This is a genomic window from Streptomyces sp. CA-210063, assembly GCF_024612015.1.
In the GTDB taxonomy this organism is placed as follows: domain Bacteria; phylum Actinomycetota; class Actinomycetes; order Streptomycetales; family Streptomycetaceae; genus Streptomyces.
Genome location: NZ_CP102512.1, coordinates 2,335,258 through 2,352,411, shown reverse-complemented (window position 1 = coordinate 2,352,411; position 17,154 = coordinate 2,335,258). Strand labels below are relative to the sequence as shown.

Annotated in this window: 15 protein-coding genes; 8 read left to right on the top strand and 7 right to left on the bottom strand. The window is 69.2% G+C overall.

Going from position 1 to position 17,154, the window contains the following annotated elements:
- The first annotated feature begins 191 nt into the window (after positions 1-191).
- The 5 genes from JIX56_RS10175 (at position 192) to JIX56_RS10155 (ending at position 5,712) form a co-directional block, all read left to right on the top strand.
- A complete protein-coding gene (locus JIX56_RS10175; RefSeq protein WP_257539122.1) occupies positions 192-1,088 on the top strand; it encodes an aromatase/cyclase in 897 nt (298 codons plus the stop codon).
- A gap of 174 nt (positions 1,089-1,262) precedes the next feature.
- A complete protein-coding gene (locus tag JIX56_RS10170; RefSeq protein WP_257539120.1) occupies positions 1,263-1,469 on the top strand; it encodes an acyl-CoA carboxylase subunit epsilon in 207 nt (68 codons plus the stop codon).
- 35 nt (positions 1,470-1,504) lie between these two features.
- Positions 1,505-3,070, top strand: a complete 1,566-nt coding sequence (locus JIX56_RS10165) for an acyl-CoA carboxylase subunit beta (RefSeq protein ID WP_257550807.1) — start codon at positions 1,505-1,507, stop codon at positions 3,068-3,070.
- Between the two features lie 559 nt (positions 3,071-3,629).
- On the top strand, positions 3,630-4,778 hold the full coding sequence (locus JIX56_RS10160) for a nucleotide disphospho-sugar-binding domain-containing protein (protein ID WP_257539118.1): 1,149 nt from the start codon (positions 3,630-3,632) through the stop codon (positions 4,776-4,778).
- Between the two features lie 103 nt (positions 4,779-4,881).
- Positions 4,882-5,712, top strand: a complete 831-nt coding sequence (locus JIX56_RS10155) for an NmrA/HSCARG family protein (protein WP_257539106.1) — start codon at positions 4,882-4,884, stop codon at positions 5,710-5,712.
- Positions 5,713-5,804: 92 nt separating this feature from the next.
- Here the strand turns inward: JIX56_RS10155 and JIX56_RS10150 are convergent, their stop codons facing one another.
- Positions 5,805-6,656 (bottom strand): ScbA/BarX family gamma-butyrolactone biosynthesis protein, encoded by an 852-nt coding sequence (locus tag JIX56_RS10150; protein WP_257539104.1) that lies wholly within the window; start codon positions 6,654-6,656, stop codon positions 5,805-5,807.
- A 391-nt stretch (positions 6,657-7,047) separates the two neighbouring features.
- On the opposite strand from JIX56_RS10150, the gene JIX56_RS10145 reads away from it, so the two are divergent.
- Positions 7,048-7,716 (top strand): ScbR family autoregulator-binding transcription factor, encoded by a 669-nt coding sequence (locus tag JIX56_RS10145; RefSeq protein ID WP_257539094.1) that lies wholly within the window; start codon positions 7,048-7,050, stop codon positions 7,714-7,716.
- Positions 7,717-7,764: 48 nt separating this feature from the next.
- Here the strand turns inward: JIX56_RS10145 and JIX56_RS10140 are convergent, their stop codons facing one another.
- The 6 genes from JIX56_RS10140 to JIX56_RS10115 form a co-directional block, all read right to left on the bottom strand.
- Complete coding sequence (locus tag JIX56_RS10140) at positions 7,765-9,243, bottom strand: MDR family MFS transporter (RefSeq protein WP_257539092.1); 1,479 nt, start codon at positions 9,241-9,243, stop codon at positions 7,765-7,767.
- A gap of 124 nt (positions 9,244-9,367) precedes the next feature.
- Positions 9,368-10,447: a hypothetical protein gene (locus JIX56_RS10135; protein ID WP_257539090.1), complete on the bottom strand. Its 1,080-nt coding sequence runs from the start codon at positions 10,445-10,447 to the stop codon at positions 9,368-9,370.
- Between the two features lies 1 nt (position 10,448).
- Entirely contained in the window at positions 10,449-11,480 is a 1,032-nt protein-coding gene (locus JIX56_RS10130) for a hypothetical protein (protein WP_257539088.1), read from the bottom strand.
- 10 nt (positions 11,481-11,490) lie between these two features.
- Positions 11,491-12,567 carry an LLM class flavin-dependent oxidoreductase gene (locus JIX56_RS10125; RefSeq protein ID WP_257539086.1) on the bottom strand — a complete coding sequence of 359 codons (1,077 nt, stop codon included), beginning with the start codon at positions 12,565-12,567 and terminating at the stop codon, positions 11,491-11,493.
- Between the two features lie 40 nt (positions 12,568-12,607).
- Positions 12,608-13,024, bottom strand: a complete 417-nt coding sequence (locus JIX56_RS10120; protein ID WP_257539084.1) for a PPOX class F420-dependent oxidoreductase — start codon at positions 13,022-13,024, stop codon at positions 12,608-12,610.
- A gap of 12 nt (positions 13,025-13,036) precedes the next feature.
- Entirely contained in the window at positions 13,037-13,750 is a 714-nt protein-coding gene (locus JIX56_RS10115) for a class I SAM-dependent DNA methyltransferase (RefSeq protein WP_257539073.1), read from the bottom strand.
- Between the two features lie 560 nt (positions 13,751-14,310).
- On the opposite strand from JIX56_RS10115, the gene JIX56_RS10110 reads away from it, so the two are divergent.
- Complete coding sequence (locus JIX56_RS10110) at positions 14,311-14,979, top strand: response regulator transcription factor (protein ID WP_257539071.1); 669 nt, start codon at positions 14,311-14,313, stop codon at positions 14,977-14,979.
- Positions 14,980-15,267: 288 nt separating this feature from the next.
- Positions 15,268-17,043: an acetyl/propionyl/methylcrotonyl-CoA carboxylase subunit alpha gene (locus tag JIX56_RS10105; protein WP_257539069.1), complete on the top strand. Its 1,776-nt coding sequence runs from the start codon at positions 15,268-15,270 to the stop codon at positions 17,041-17,043.
- The last annotated feature ends 111 nt before the right edge of the window (positions 17,044-17,154 follow it).

Sequence of the window (17,154 nt, the reverse complement as noted above, 5' to 3'; positions counted from 1 at the left end):
ACACCGATCGTCGGCGCACCCTGCCAGGGCATGGTCGTGACCTGCCCTCTTCTCTCTTCCTCTCTCCGCTCTCCTTCCTCCCCGGTCGCGTCCCCGCGGTCGGTCCCGCCCGCGGTGGCGCTTCGAGTGTGCGTCCAGGCGTCTCCCGCAGGATCGACGACGCCATGTCAACGCGGAACGGGAGGCCATCGATGGCTGAGACACGGGTGCATGAGGTCAAGGTCGACGCGGCCGCCGATGACGTCTATCGGCTGCTCGTGGATCTCGGGAACTGGCCCTGGGTCTTCAAGTCGTTCGTCCACGCCGAAGTGATCGGTGTGCAAGGAGAGTTCGAACGCTGCGGAATGTGGACCACGTCCGGTGACCGCGTGGAACGGTGGGTCGCGCTGCGGCGAACGGACGCGAAAGCGCTGCGGATCGACTTCCGGCCCGAGGAGCCGGCGCCGCCCCTGACGTCCATGCAGCGCGCGTGGGTCGTGGAGCCCGTGTCCGACAAGGAGTGCCTCGTACGGCTCGAACACAGCTATCAGGTCGCTGGACACGACGCGGAGGCCCTGGCCGCGACCGGAGCCGTGATCGACACGATCGCCGGTGCCGAGACGGAAGCCGTGAAAGTGGCCGCCGAACTGGACGCGGACCTGCGGGTCGTCGTCGTGGACCGGGTCACCGTCGACGGCGGTCACGCGGCCGTCTACGGGGTGCTGCACGACATCACGGCCTGGCCGGAGCTGCTGCCCCATGTCGTCCGGGTCGATGCTCTGCAGGACGAGGACGGACTGCAGTTGGTGGAGGTCGACACGGTTGAGGCCGACGGTGGGCTGCTCGCCATGAGGACCGCGCGCGTCGGCCTGCCGGACCACCTCGTCGCGTACAAGCAACTGGTGCTGCCTCCTGTCGGGAGCAGCCACAGCGTGCGGTGGCGGATCGAGTCCACCGAGGACGCGGTCACGGTCACCTCCGAGCAGACGGTCGTGCTCACACCGGGCGGCAGGGACCTGACCGAGGTCACGGCCTTCGTCCGGCGGGAGTTGAGTGCCAAGGTGCGCCTGGTGCTGGACCGGGCGAAGGAGGTCGTGGAGGCGTCCTGACACGGTTCAAGGCGCGTGCGAGCGGAAGTTGAGCGGGAGCGCGGACCTTGGCCGCTAGGGCCCTTCTGATGGATCTCCGTGGCGTCGCGACGCCCGGCACGCACTCTCGCCGCACCGAACGCCGCTCCTTCCTCCACGGAGATCCATCAGAAGGGCCCTAGTCGAGGAGGCGCTGTGAGTGATGTGAGTGACATGCGGACGCTCCTGCGTGTCGAGCGCGGCCGGCCCGGCGAGGAGGATCTCGCCGCGGTCGCCGTGACCCTGCTCTCGCTGTACGCGGGGCGGAGGCAACAGCAGGCCGGGGCCGAGGCGCGTTCCGTCGCGCGGTGGCAGCGGCTGGACCGTACCCCGGCCTACCGTGCGCCGCACAGTTGGCAGTAGGGCCGTTCGCGTATGAAGGAGGGAACGTGGGACTGATGCCGGATCCGGATTCCAACGTCCGCGGGCGCGTGTCGGAGTTGTGGACCATTCGCGAGCAGGCCCTGCGCGGACCGAGCGAGGAGGCCACCGCGGCTCAGCACGCCAAGGGGAAGCTCACCGCCCGCGAGCGGATCGAGCTGTTGCTCGACGCGGGCTCTTTCCAGGAGGTCGAGCAGCTGCGCCGGCACCGGGCACGCGGCTTCGGCCTGGAGAAGAGGAGGCCCCACACGGACGGTGTGATCACCGGCTGGGGCACGGTGGAGGGGCGGACGGTCTTCGTCTACGCGCACGACTTCCGTATCTTCGGCGGCGCGTTGGGCGAGGCCCATGCCACCAAGATCCACAAGATCATGGACATGGCCCTCTCGGCCGGTGCGCCGCTGGTGTCCCTCAACGACGGTGCCGGTGCCCGCATCCAGGAGGGTGTCTCGGCGTTGGCCGGCTACGGCGGCATCTTCCGGCGCAACACCCGGGCGTCGGGGGTGATCCCACAGATATCCGTGATGCTGGGCCCGTGCGCGGGCGGCGCGGCCTACTCGCCGGCGCTGACGGACTTCGTGTTCATGGTCCGCGACACCTCGCAGATGTTCATCACCGGTCCGGACGTCGTCAAGGCGGTCACCGGCGAGGAGATCACCCAGAACGGACTCGGCGGCGCGGACGTGCACGCCGAGACGAGCGGCGTGGCCCATTTCGCGTACGACGACGAGGAGACCTGCCTCGCCGAGGTGCGCTACCTGCTCTCGCTGCTCCCGCAGAACAACCGCGAGAATCCGCCGGCGGCCGCTGCGCAGGACCCGGTCGGCCGCACTACGGAAGCCCTGCTGGACCTGGTCCCGGCCGATGGCAACCGCCCCTACGACATGGTCCGGGTCATCGAGGAAATCGTCGACGACGGCGAGTTCATGGAGGTCCACGAGCGCTGGGCGCGGAACATCGTGTGTGCTCTCGCCCGTCTCGAGGGGCAAGTGGTGGGCGTAGTGGCCAACCAGCCCCAGTACCTGGCAGGGGTGCTGGACATCGAGGCGTCCGAAAAGGCCGCGCGGTTCGTTCAGATGTGCGATGCCTTTAATATTCCGATCATCACGCTGCTCGATGTTCCTGGTTTCCTTCCCGGAGTGGGCCAGGAGCACGGGGGCATCATTCGCCACGGAGCCAAGTTGCTGTACGCGTACTGCAACGCCACGGTGCCGCGCGTCTCACTGGTGTTGCGCAAGGCGTACGGGGGCGCCTACATCGTCATGGACTCGCAGTCCATCGGCGCCGACGTGACCTACGCATGGCCCACCAACGAGATCGCCGTGATGGGAGCCGAGGGGGCCGCCAATGTCATCTTCCGGCGCCGAATCGCAGAGGCCGAGGATCCGGATGCCATGCGCGAGCGCATGGTGAAGGAGTACAAGGCGGAACTGATGCACCCGTACTACGCGGCGGAGCGCGGCCTCGTCGATGACGTCATCGACCCGGCCGAGACCCGATCGGCCCTCGGCGCGGCCCTCGCGATGCTCCGCACCAAACACGCGGACCTGCCCTCCCGCAAGCACGGCAATCCGCCGCAGTAGAGCGGGAACACGGGTGGGGCGCCGGCCACACCCGTGTGGAGCGGGCTCCGTCCACTGTCGGGACGAGCCATGAGGTCTTGTTCGTACAGCTCGGTCAGCTCCACGAGACGCTCGACGGACCGGCCGGGACTCAGCAGCGGCACGCCGAGCTCCTTCGCGACCTCGTCGGAGACCATGGTCCGGACGCGGTTCCTGTCGACGAGTCCCCCGCCGTACGTGACCGGGGTCGCGCCGACGGAACGCGAGTAGTCGTGGTTGGCCTCGCCGACCGTGCCGATGACGGACGTGACGCCCCACGCCGGAGCCGGCCGGCCTGGAGGCACTTGCGGCTGTCGAAGTGCCGTACTCCGGCGGCCCGTTCCCGGACCTGCCTGGGGTTCCGCGACGTCCGTCAGTTCCAGGACGTCCGGGCCGCCGAACGACGACAGGGCTGCCGGCGCGCACAGCGGCGACGGAGGTCAGGCACCGTTCGAGTCCGCGTCGAGCGGCACGGTGAAGGATCGTGACGGTTGTCGGTCGCCGTCGTGCACCGAGTGGATCTTGAGATTGGGGTCGTGCGATGCGTGTGCTGTTTGCCGTTTCTCCGGGGTTCGATCATCTGTATCCCTCGTCCGGGCTCGCCTGGGCGTTCCGTACGGCGGGCCACGACGTCGTGGTGGCGACCTCCGGCGTGTCGACCGATGCGGCGGCGCACGCGGGGTTCGCGGTCCGCGAGGTCTCGGCGGGGGCGGACTTCGCACAGTTCTTCCCCCGTACCGGGTCACCGCAGGAGCGCGCACGGGCGATGCGCGAGCGCGGGCTGGCGATCGCGCGGACCCTGCAGACCCCGGACATCATCCTGGAGAAGTTCGCCGGGGTCAGCGATCTGATGCTGGACGGGACCCTGTCCTTCGCCCGCGCCTGGGAGCCGGACCTGATCGTCTACTCCCGGCTCAACGGAGCGGCGCTCGTCACCGCCCGCGCACTCGGCGTTCCGGCCATCGAGCACGGCTTCAGCTTCCTGCGTGAGGGCACCATGCCTCAGCGGTTCCTGCCCCACCTGGAGCCCCTCTTCGCGCGCGTCGGCGTTGCCCACGAGTTGCCGGACGTGACGTCCCTGTACTTCGCGCCCGGGCACATGATGCACGGAGAGGGCGAGGGCTGGACCATGCGCTCGGTGCCCTTCCACGGAGGAGGGACTCTGCCCGACTGGATGGCCGAGCCCAAACAACGCCCACGGATCTGCGTCACGCTCGGGACCACCGTGCCCTACGTCGCCGGCGTCGGCAGCCTGGAGAGCGTCCTCGCGGCGGCCGGCGACGTGGATGCCGAGTTCGTCCTCGCCCTGGGCGACGACCCCGATCTGGACGCCCTCGGCACGCTGCCGGGCAATGTCCGTGTCGTGGGCTGGACCCCGCTCGCCACCTTGCTGACCACCTGTGACGCGATCATCCACCATGGCGGCGCGGGCACCACTCTGGCGTCCGCCCATGCCGGAGTCCCGCAGCTCGCCATCCCGCACGGTGCCGACAACTGGATCAACGCCGACATGATCGAGAGGAACGGGCTCGGACTGCGACGAGACGCCGAGCAGGTCGACGCGACACTGATCAACACCCTGCTGCACGATCGCGACCTGCGTACGCGCACTCATGAGGCCCGTGCCGCCCTCGCGGCCGAACCCGGACCGGACCGGATCGTCCTCCGACTCGAAGCCCTGGTCAAATGATCCACGTCACTTGCACTTGACCTCAATCGTGCTTGAGGTTCCAGACTCTCCAGTGGCGGAACCACCCGCACATGCCTGCGAACGACCCGATAAGGAGTACGCGTTGACCGACAACAGGATCGTCCTCGTCCTCGGTGGTACCGGTAACCAGGGCGGTGCCACCGCCCGTGAATTACTGTCTCGAGGCTGGACGGTGCACGCGCTCGTCCGGAACCCCGACAAGCCCGAGGCCCGGGAACTCAAGGAGCAGGGCGCGGTGCTCGTCAAGGGAGACCTTGAGGACGTCGGCTCCCTGCGCGAGGCCGTGGCCGGTGTGTACGGCGTCTTCAGTGTGCAGGCGTTGGCCTACGAGCCCGAGACGCTCGCCGCCGAGGTGCGCCACGGCAAGGCCGTCGCGGATGTCGCCAAGGAAGCCGGGGTCGCCCACTTCGTGTACAGCTCAGTGGGCGGAGCGGAGCGCGAGACGGGTATCGACCACTTCGAGAGCAAGGCCGAGATCGAGCGCCACATCCTGGAACTCGGGCTCCCCGCCACCATCCTGCGGCCCGTGTTCTTCATGAACAACCTGCTCCACTTCGCCGACGCCAAGGACGAGCGTCTGATGTCGCTGCCGGTGAAGCCGGACAAGCCGATGCAGTTCATCGCCTCCGACGACATCGGTGTCTTCGCGGCCAACGCCTTCGCCGATCCGGCCGAGTTCATCGGCAAGGCAATCGAGTTGGCGGGTGACGAGATCACCTTCCCGCAGGTCGCCGAGATCTACGAGCGCGTGACCGGTACCCCGACCCGCTTCGAGGCGACTCCCATCGAGGAGCGCATGTTCGAATGGTTCGCCGAGGAGGGGTACCAGGCGGACATCCCCGCTCTGCGCAAGCTCCACCCGGGCCTGCTGACGTTCGAGCAGTTCCTGTCCCAGCGCGTCGGCACGTCCTGATCCTGCGGAGCGGGCTTGCCCTGTGGGGTTCCAGCGGAAGCGCCGGAGCCCCACAGGGCGTGTGTGGGCTGGACGGCCTGGCCGGAATCCGGTCAGGCCGGGGTGGATACGAAGGCGGATTCGAAGACCGGGGACCCGTCCTGGAGGCCGACGACCCGAACCGCGCTCTCCGGCTGCGGTGTCACCTCGCCGTCGACCTTCAGCAGACAACGGCCGGCGAACTCGGCGTACCGGTGGAAGACGATGGATCCGCGGGTGGGAACGAAGGGGACGGGCGCAGTGGCCGCGGACGCGGCCTGACGGGCCGCTTCCAAGAGCAGCATCCCGGGTATGTGGTCGTTCGGACGCTGGAACAGGACAGGGTGCCTGGTGTCGGCCCGCAGCTCCCACGCGTCGGGGAGTGCGGTCGGGGCGATCAGGACGTCCTGGGCCCGCGAACGCCCCACCAGGTCGGGGTCGGCGTGGTCGGCCTCGGACCAGTGGTCGATCGGCCGGATCTGCTCCCCGCGCAGCCTCCGGTACACCTGAGGGCTGATGAGCCGAGCACGTCCCGTGCCGGTGGCGACGGTCAGCCCGTCCCGCTCGACCACCCAGTCCACCCGCAGACGGGCCAACTGGCCCCCGCCGCGTCTGAGTTCGGACATCGTCAGGAGAAGGTCCACCTCGTTGCCGGCCGCCCGCACCCCGTTTCTCCCAGGGACGCACGTATAGGCCAGGGTCGTCAGCAGGAAGCGATGATCCAGGGGCGCGCCGTAGGCCGCGTGCACGATCGCCATGGCCGACTGTCGCATGGTCTCGACGACGAGCAGAGGGTCGTGGCCGCCCTGGACGGGAGAGAAGAAGGGGTGGGTGGCCGGCCAGTGCGCCCGTACGAGAAACCGATCCTGCGCCAGCTCGGTCCAGCCGGTCGTGAAGGCGTCGTCGGCGCGGACTCGGTGGCACATCTCCAACGAAACTGGCTGTAATACCGTCTCGCTCGAATGTAAACCGTCTGTTTGGTCGAGATAGGTCGCTTTCTGCATTTCCCCCCCAAGGGCTGAGCACTCTCGTTCGATCGTGGTCGCCGGTAAATATACAGACTCACCGGTTTTTTACGAGGCGAATATTGCCCATGCTGGAGCAGATGCCGACCGAGCTAGGTCGGCGGCGATGGCGTTGCCGATATCGCCAAGAGAGCACCCCGCCCAGCCGGTTGGGCGTCGCATTCGCCCCTGGGGCGAAGCGTGCTCATTCGGCCAACCTGCGCGCAGGGGGAAGAGAAGCAAACCGATATGGCGGTTTAATAAGGCGGGATCATGACACCGGGAGCTCTCCATGGCCAAACAGGAACGTGCCATGCGTACACGTCACGCGCTGATCAGGTCCGCTGCCGCGGCCTTCGACAGCCGCGGGTACGCGGAGGCGACCCTGAGCCTGATCAGTTCCGGCGCCGGAGTCAGCCCGGGGGCGTTGCACTTCCACTTCGAGAACAAGGCGGCCGTGGGGGAAGCCGTCGAACTCGAGGCGGCCGACACACTGCGGGCCATCGCCCACCATGTGTCCGTCGGCCGCAGTTCGGCCCTGCAGGCGTTGATCGACGCGTCGCACATGCTCGCCCACACCCTGGTGTCCGACGTCGTCGTCCGGGCCGGGTTCCAGCTCTCCAGTGAGACCCGCTACGCCACCGTGTCCAGCGTACGAGAGGCCTGGCTGCACCACGTACGCCGCATGCTCGCCGAAGCCGTGGACGAGGGGAGTCTGCTGCCGGGGCTCGGTCTGCGCCGGGCCACCGCGCTGATCGTCGCCGCGACCACAGGCTTCGAGGTGCTCGGCAAGGGCGATCCGGAATGGATCTCGGGCCACGCCCTGACCGACTTCTGGGAGACGGCGCTGCCTTGCCTCGCCACTGCCGAGGCCCTGCGCCGACTGGACCCGGCGGGCTGCCCCCATATGTCGGACGAGGCCCTCGGATGCCTTCGGGGTACGAGGGGAAGCCCCGTCGTCTGTAGTGGATCCGGCCGCTGAGTTCGGCTCCTCCCGCCCGGTGTGGTCGGCGGGAGGAGCCGACGGCCGTCATTCGTCGCCACGAGTCCTTGCGCGGTCGGCTGCCCCGGTGCGGGCGGTGTCGGCACCGGTGGCACCACGGGTGCCGGCGCCACCCTCCCGGTGCTCGGGCTTGGGCAGCATGGCCGCCGGTACCAGCGCGACCAGGGTCAGGGCGACTGCCCACCAGAAGGTGTTGCCGTACGCGGCCGCGCCGGTCTCGTACGAGGCCCGCGGCAGGTGCACGGTGAGCAGCAGCGCCATCAATGCCGTGCCGAACGACGCTCCGACGCGCTGCACCACACTGATCGTGCTGGTCGCCCGGGAGATGCGGTCCGTGGGGACGTCGCGGTAGGCCGCGGTGGCGATGGCGACGCCGAGCAGACCGACGCCGAAGCCCCGCACCACGAGCGATCCGCTCAGCAGCCAGGTGTCGAGGCCGGAGGCGAGCTGGGTGAAGGGCAGCGTCCCGATCAGCGTCAGTACGGTGCTGGCGAACACCAGGGGCCGGGCTCCGTACTTGTCCGCGAGGGAACCGGCCACGGTGATGCCGATCAGGGAGCCGATGCCCTGCGGTGCGAGCAGCCATCCGATGGCGTCCGCGTCGCGGCCGAGCACACGGGCGAAGAACAGCGGGAGCAGCAACAGCGGACCGTACACGGCCACGCCGTGCAGGAAGGTCATCACCGCGGAGGCGCGGAACGTTGTGAGGGAGAACAACCGCAGGTCGATCAGAGCGGCCGGCGTGCGGCGCGCGTGGACGACGAAGGCGACCATGAGCGCGACTCCGGCGGTCAGACAGCCGGCGGCGATCGGAGCCGGGCCGCTGTCCCGCTCGGCGATGCGTGAGAAGCCGTAGACGACCAGCACGAGACCGGGAGGCAGCAGGAGCAGACCGCGCCGGTCCAGTGGTGCGTCGCCGCGGCTCTCCGACCGGGGCAGGGTGCGGGCGGAGAGGGACAGGGCCAGCAGGCACAGGGGGACGTTGACGAAGAAGATCCAGCGCCAGCCGAGTTGCTCGGCGATGAGGCCACCGGCCACCGGGCCGAGAATCGGGGCCAGTTGGCCCGGGATGCCCACGAGGCTCATGACCCGGCCGAAGCGTTCGGGCCCTGCCGCCCGGCCGAGGATGATCAGGTTCAGGGGCAGGACGAGACCGCCTCCGATGCCCTGCAGGATCCGGAAGGCGACCAGGCTCTCCGTCGACCAGGCCAGGCCGCACAGGACGGACCCGGACAGGAACGCGGCCAGTGCGAACAGCCACATGGTCTTGGCACCGAAACGGTCGACAGCCCATCCGACCAGCGGCGTGACCAGGGCCATGGTGAGGAGGTAGGAGGTGCTCACCCAGGTGATCGAGGATTCCGACGCGGCGAACTCGCGCGCGATGGTGTCCAGGGCGACGGTGACGATGGTGGCGTCCAGCAGCGCGGCGAACGAGCCGACCATCTGTACGGCGGCCAGGACGACCAGCTTGCGGTCCAACGGAGGTGCTTGCTTCGCAGACATGTCAATCCAATGGCTGGGTGGGGGAGGAAAAAGCGCCGCCGGCCCCGTACCAGGGGCCGGCGGCGCTGAGTGTGGGGGCCTGCCGGGCTGAGGGGGCGCCCCGTGCGAGGGGCGCCCGCTCGTGTCACGGCCTCCAGAAGGTGCCGCGTGACATGCCGTCGGCCGTCGTGTAGCCCGCCACGACGCCGTGGATGTTGATCTGGTAGCCCTCGCTGCCACCGGGCGTGAGGACACCGAGCCGGGTCACCGAACCGTCCGGGGCCCAGACGACGGCATGCGCCTCCCCTCCCGGTCTGTAGGTGTATCCCGTGCTGTAGCCCGCGTCGTTGATGCCCCATGACGAGCCGCCCGTGTCGCCCTCGATCAGTTCCAGGGCTCGGGGCGTGCCGTCGGCCTTCCAGCGCAGCGGCCGGATGAGTTCGCTTCCGGCCATGTAGGAGTGGCCGACACCGACACCCTCGTTGTTGATCCAACTCGCGTGGCTGGAGTCGTCCCCGGGCAGCGGCTGGAGCGTGGTGTAGGAGCCGTCGGCCGCCCACCGCATGGAGGTGAGGACTCCGCCGGGCGTTCCGGAGTAACCGACCGCCACGCCCGCGTCGTTGACGGCGCCGACTCCGCCGGCCGTGTCCCCGGGCAGGGTGGCGAATGCGGTGACCCTGCCCGCCGGGTCCCACTTGACCGGGCGGTGCACGCCGGCCGGCGTACTCGAGATGCCCACGACGACCCCACCGTCGTTGATCACGTAGCCGCGCGTCACGGTGGCACCCGGCAGGCCCGGCAACTCGGTGGCCTTGCCGAAGCGGTTCCACTTCACGGCCCGGTCGGGGCCACCGGGGCGGGAGGACATGCCGATGACCGTGCCGTCCTCACGGACGGTGTACGCCTCGCTCGTGGTGTCCCCGGGTAGCGTGCCGAGGTCGGTGACGCGCCCCGACGGGGCCCACCGGACCGCGTGCCGCTGACCGGCACCGTTCTCCGCGAAGCCCACGACGACGCCCCGGTCGTCCAGTCCGTAGGCCCCGCTGAGGGAGCCCCCGGGCAGCGGGGTGAGCGATACGGGCGCGGGTGCGCCGTGGGCGGGCAGCCCCGTGGTCATGACCAGGGCCGCCGCGGCCGCCACTACACCGACCAGGCGGCGGAGACGACCGGGTGCCCGCGGCTCGTCGGCCTGCTCGACGGACGCCCCTCGCACGATGATCGCCACGTCAGTCCTTCCACAGCGTCGAGCGGGACGTACCGGCGGCCCCCGTCGAGAAGCCCACCACCGCTCCTTGGTCGTTGACGCCGAAGGCCTCGGCAGCGCCCGCGGCGATGCCGGCCAGCGCGGTGGGCGTCCCGTTCGCGCTCCACTTCACGGCACGGTGCAGGCCCGCGGCATCGGTGGAGAAACCGATCACGACGCCGGAATCGTTCACCCCGTACGCCGCCGCTCCGGTGTCACCCGGCAGTGGGGAGAGTTCGCTGGGAGTGCCCTCGCGGCTCCACGACACGGCGTGGGAGGCGGTGCCCGTGTAGGAGTTGCCGACCGCGATACCGGTGTCGCTGATCGCGGTCGCCTGGTACGAGTCGTGGCCGGACAGCCCGCGGAGCCGGGTGACGGTACCGGTCGTACTCCAGGTGACCGCGGTCATCGCGCCGGCGGCGTTCCTCGAATAGCCGACGGCCGTCCCGGAGTTGTTGATCCAGCCGGCGCCGGCCGCCAGGTCACCGGGCAGGGCGGGCAGCTGGGTCAGAGTGCCGTTGGAGCTCCAGCGCAGGGCCTTGTACACCCCGTCGGTACCGGTGGAGAAACCGACTGCCGTTCCGCTGTTGTTCACCGCGTAGGCGCGGCTGATGGTCGTACCACCCGGAACGGGAAGCGCGGTGGCGGTTCCGGCAGCGCTCCACATGACCGGGCGCTGGGCTCCGCCGGGTATCAGCGACCGGCCGACTATCGCCGTGCCCTTGTCATTGACGGTGTAGGCCGTTGCCGAGGTGTCGCCGGGCAGCGTGCCCAGGTCGGTGGCCTTGCCGTACGCGTCCCACAGGACCGCACGGTTGACGCCGTCGGCGTTGTTCGAGTAGCCGACGACCTGGCCCTTGTTGTTGATGTCGAACGCGAAGCCGGTGTTTCCGCCCGGGAGTACGCCGAGGTCGACGGTGTGGGCTGCCGCGCCTGAGGCGGCGGCAGTGGTGCTGAGCGCCAGTACCGTGGCCACGGCCACGGTACCGACGCGCAAGCCGGATCGGGTTGTCACGTCGTTCCTTTCATGGATGTGTCTGGTGCTGTGCCGGCTCGGGGCGGGGTGCCAGGCCGAAGACCTCGGCGACCAGCTCGTAGCAGCGCAACCGCGCCTTGTGGTCGTGGATGGAGTTGATGAGGACCACCTCGTCGACCCCGGTGACTTCCGCCAGCGCCGTGAGGTGTGCGCGGACCTGCTCGGGGGTGCCCACCGCGTTGCGGACGTACGGGTCGTGTCCGGGGTGGCCGGGGCCCGGGTCACCGGCGAGCGCGACCTCGGCACCGAGTTCTTCGATCGCCTGCTGCGTGGAGGGGACCGGGCGCATGACGCCGCGGTCCATCCGGTGCCGGAACAGCCGATGGCCGGCGAGCAGGGCATGCGCCTCGTCCTCCGTCTCGGCACAGTAGACCCCGATGCCGAGTACGACCCGGGGTTCACCGAGCGGACGCCCGTGCACCACGTGCGGGACGAACTCCTCGCGGTACCTGCGGATGGCGTCCACGGTGTGGTCGGGGCCGAGGAAGTGCGCATAGGCGTACGACAGTCCGGCCCGCGCGGTCGCCTCGGCGCTGGACACGCTCGATCCCAGGACCCACAGCTCGGGGTGACCGGGCGCGGCGGGCGACGGTCGCAGATCCCCGTACGGGTGTCCCTCGGGGAAGCCGCCGCCGACGAGGAACGTACGCAGTTCCTCCACCTTGTCCCTGAAGTCGTCCCCGCCGGCGGGGTCCGCGGCGTCGCGCCGCAGCGCCCGTACGACGGGATCCTTCGACAGGTGGGCCTTGCCGACGCCCAGGTCCACCCGGCCCGGATGGAGGGCGTGCAGGACGCGGAAGACCTCGGCCACCTTGAAGGGGCTGTAGTACGGCAACAGGACACCGCCGGACCCCACGCGGATGCCGGAGGTGCGGGCCAGGATCTGTCCGATCAGGACTTCCGGTGCGGATCCGGCCTGGAAGGGCGAGGCATGGTGTTCGGCGACCCAGTAGCGGTGATAGCCAAGCCGGTCGGCGAGAGCGGCGAGTTCGAGGGTGTGCTGCAGCGCCGCAGCGGGGGCCGTCCCCTCGGGCACCGGTGATTGGTCGAGTACGGACAAGCGCATGGCGCGTTTCCTCCCTGTCCTGGCCCAGTGGCCGAAAGCGCTAGGCGCGGCCCTGCGACGGAAGGGGGATGTCCCGGGCCTGCGTGGTCGCGTGCCTCTTGTCGAGTCCCAGCGTCAGAATCCTGGTGGGACGGATACGGATGAGGTCGTTGCTGAATCCGGTCGTCGGAGCTCCCGTGATCGCCTCCGCGTGGCCGCGGATCTCGACGCAGCGCACCTGCCAGGGGTCCGTGGACGGCACGTCGTCGACGACCAGGCTGACCAGCGGCCTGGACCGGATGTTCCGGAACTTCCGGGTCTTCCCCATGCTGTAGCCACCGATGTCGATGGTTCCGAGCTCTTGGTTGACCTTGAAGGCGACCGGTCGGTTGTACGGCTGACCTGTGGGGCCGACGGTGGCGAGTCTGCCGAGGGGCTGCTCGTTCAGGTAGGCCAGTTCCAGATCGGTGAAAGGCACTGTTTTCCCCTCTCAGGCGGTGGCGACGAAATAGCCCGGACGTCCGGGCTCCGACGCGACGTACTCGGCCCGGAGGCCGGCTTGCTCGAAGGCGTCCTCGTACTCGACGCGGGTGAAGAGCGTCAGGTCGTCGATCTCGGAGCGGTGCCGCACTCCCTGGGAGTCCGCGGTGACGTAATGCAGCTCCATACGGGCGAGGTTGCCGACCCTGGTGGAGTGGGAGACACGCGTGATGGTGCGGTTGTCGTCGGTGGTCAGGGCGTGCCCGGAGACGTACCCCTCGATGAACGCCTCGGGGAACCACCAGGGCTCGATCACCACCACGCCGCCGGGCGTCAGGTGCTTGCTGAAGGCGGTGAGAGCCGCGCTCAGGTCCTCGGTGGTACGCAGGTAGGCGATGGAGCTGAACATGACGGTGATCGCGTCGAAGGTGCCGTCCAGTTGGAAGTTACGCATGTCGACGTGGTGCAGCCGGACACCGCCGTCCAAACGCTCGGCGGCCACCTTCAGCATGGGCTCCGACAGGTCCGCGCCCTCGACCCGGTCGAAGAGTTCGGCAAAGGCCGCCAGGTGGATTCCGGTGCCACAGGCGACGTCCAACAGGCTTGTGGCGTCCGGCTTGCGGCTGCGGACCAGGTCGGCTACCTGGCCGGCTTCGGCCCGGTAGTCCTTGCGGTCCTGGTACAGCCGGTCGTACATCTCGGCGGCACTGTTGTTCTCATACATGGAGGGCCCTCACATCGTCGCAGTCCGTTGCCGGGCGCGGCCGAGCGCCCTGGCGGTGATTCACCGGCGCGGACCATCTTGCGGAGGCGGGCTTGAACGTCGCTTGACGCCTGGTCGACCGACTGCCGGTCGGCCCGTCTCCGCAGCCCTCCTTGAGAGGGTCTCGACCGCAGCCTCCCAGCATCGAAGGGCGAGGAGAGGGCCATCTCGTTCTCCCCGCCCGCCCTGCCGTGACTCCCGGCCGGGTGGACCAGGTGACGAGTTCGTTAAAAAAATCCAACCGGTCTGTTTATTCGGGGTTTTATTGCTGCAATTGCCGGACGGAAGGGGGGAGTCGACTCGCCGGATGGGGTAATTTGGGATATTTAGCCATCAGTTAAGTGATCAAGGTGGTCGTTGACAAACCGGCAAGCCTGTTTGTATTTTCCCGTAGTTAGGTAGGGGAGACCAAGCTTGACGGGGGAAATAGGGTGAACCGTGCTGTAGCTGTGCTGGAGCCGTACACGTCCTTGGTTGCGGAACCGTTGAGATTCGAGGAAGCGGCGCGGCTCGGTGAACCGATGTCATCCGCTGCATGGCGCGTCCTGCTGGTGGAGAAGAACGCGGGCGAGGCGGAGGCCCTGGCGCAGGGGCTGCGTCGGCACGGGTATGAGGTGGACATCGTCTCCACGGGCGGGGACGCCCTCAGGATGTACGCCGAGGCAAGTCTGGTCCTGCTCGACCTGGACCTTCCCGACATCGACGGGCTGGAGGTCTGCCGCGGGATCCGTACCGCCAGTGAGATACCCGTGATCGCCGTCACCGCCAGGGGCTCGGAACTCGACCGCGTGCTCGGCCTGCAGGCCGGCGCGGACGACTACCTGGCCAAACCGTACGGATTCCGCGAACTGTTGGCCCGGATCGAAGCGGTCATGCGGCGGGCCCGGCCGATGCCGTCGATCACCGCCGGCACCATCACATGCGGGCCACTGCAGATCGACGGGAGGGCCCGGGAGGTCAGCCTCGACGGGGAGCTCGTCGAGACCACCCGCAAAGAGTTCGACGTGCTCTATCTGCTCGCTTCCCATCCCGACACCGTGGTCCCGCGGAAAGTGTTGATGCAGCGGGTCTGGGGTGATTCCTGGTCCCGCAGGACCGTCGACACACACATCAGTACGCTCCGCAACAAGATCGGCGCGAACTGGATCGTCACCATCAGGGGAGTTGGATTCCGCTTCGCCCAGGGGTGAGCCCGTTGCCTCTGGACCAAGTGAAGGAATAGATCGTGCCCCCGCACCAGGGCGAGCGCCGCAGCGAGGTGGAATTGACACTCGCGCGGCGCGGCCCTGTGTCATGCGCAACTCGAGACACGCTCAAGGCATGCATCCGACAGTCGGTCGGCGCGGCGTGACCGGTGTTGTGGTAACTGCCCCACCACCCTGAACGAGAGCTTCCGCCCTGCCCTGGGCCGAATCCCTCGGATCACGATCCGGTGCGGCGTCTCGAAATTCCTCCGCGAAGAGAAGGAAGGCTCGGTCGTGCGCAAGGTGTTGATCGCCAACCGAGGCGAAATCGCTGTCCGCGTCGCCCGGGCGTGCCGGGACGCCGGGATCGCGAGCGTGGCCGTGTACGCCGATCCGGACCGGGACGCGCTGCATGTGCGGGCCGCGGACGAGGCGTTCGCGCTGGGCGGTGACACGCCGGCGACCAGCTACCTGGACATCGCCAAGGTGTTGCAGGCCGCGAAGGACTCCGGTGCGGACGCGATCCACCCGGGTTACGGCTTCCTCTCGGAGAACGCGGAGTTCGCGCAGGCCGTCCTGGACGCGGATCTGATCTGGATCGGCCCGCCCCCGCAGGCGATCCGCGACCTGGGTGACAAGGTGGCGGCCCGTCATATCGCCCAGCGTGCGGGCGCCCCGCTCGTGGCGGGCACCCCGGACCCGGTCTCGGGCGCCGACGAGGTCGTCGCGTTCGCCGAGGAGCACGGTCTGCCGATCGCCATCAAGGCGGCCTTCGGCGGCGGCGGCCGCGGCCTGAAGGTCGCCCGCACCCTGGAGGAGGTCCCGGAGCTGTACGACTCCGCGGTCCGCGAGGCCGTGGCGGCCTTCGGCCGGGGCGAGTGCTTCGTGGAGCGCTACCTGGACAAGCCGCGTCACGTGGAGACCCAGTGCCTGGCCGACAGCCACGGCAACGTGGTCGTCGTCTCCACCCGTGACTGCTCCCTGCAGCGCCGCCACCAGAAGCTGGTGGAGGAGGCCCCGGCGCCGTTCCTCTCCACGGCGCAGAACGCCGAGCTGTACGCGGCGTCGAAGGCCATCCTCAAGGAGGCCGGCTACGTCGGCGCCGGCACGGTGGAGTTCCTGGTCGGCACCGACGGCACGATCTCCTTCCTGGAGGTCAACACCCGCCTCCAGGTGGAGCACCCGGTCACCGAGGAGGTCACCGGCATCGACCTGGTCCGCGAGATGTTCCGCATCGCCGACGGCGAGGAGCTGGGCTACGACGACCCGCCGCTGCGCGGCCACTCCCTGGAGTTCCGCATCAACGGCGAGGACCCGGGCCGGGGCTTCCTCCCTGCCCCCGGCACGGTCACCACGTTCACCCCGCCCGCCGGCCCCGGTGTCCGCCTGGACGCGGGCGTGGAGTCCGGCAGTGTGATCGGCCCGGCCTGGGACTCCCTCCTGGCCAAGCTGATCGTCACCGGCGCCACCCGGCAGCAGGCGCTGCAGCGCGCGGCCCGCGCCCTGGAGGAGTTCCAGGTCGGGGGCATGGCCACGGCGATCCCCTTCCACCGCGCGGTGGTCACCGACCCGGCGTTCGCCCCCGAACTCACCGGATCCACGGAGCCCTTCACGGTCCACACCCGCTGGATCGAGACGGAGTTCGTCAACGAGATCAAGCCCTTCGTGGCCCCCACGGACACCGCCGAGGCCGAGGACGAGTCGGACCGCGAGACGATCGTCGTCGAGGTCGGCGGCAAGCGCCTGGAGGTCTCCCTCCCCTCCGCCCTCGGCATGACCCTGGCCCGCACCGGCCTCGCGGCGGGCGCCAAGCCCAAGCGCCGCGCGGCCAAGAAGTCCGGCCCGGTCGCCTCCGGCGACACCCTCGCCTCCCCCATGCAGGGCACCATCGTCAAGGTCGCCGTCGAAGAGGGCCAGGAGGTCAACGAGGGCGACCTCGTCGTCGTCCTCGAAGCCATGAAGATGGAACAGCCCCTCAACGCCCACCGCTCCGGCACCATCAAGGGCCTCAGCGCGGAGGTCGGCGCCTCCATCACCTCCGGCGCGGCCATCTGCGAAATCAAGGACTGACCCACGCGCCGTACCGCGCACGCCGCGCCCTCGGTGGACAGCCGCATGGCCGGGTGCCATCAAGCAGCCGCCCACGGGCTGCTCAGGGAGAGAGGGAAGACATGCCGCATC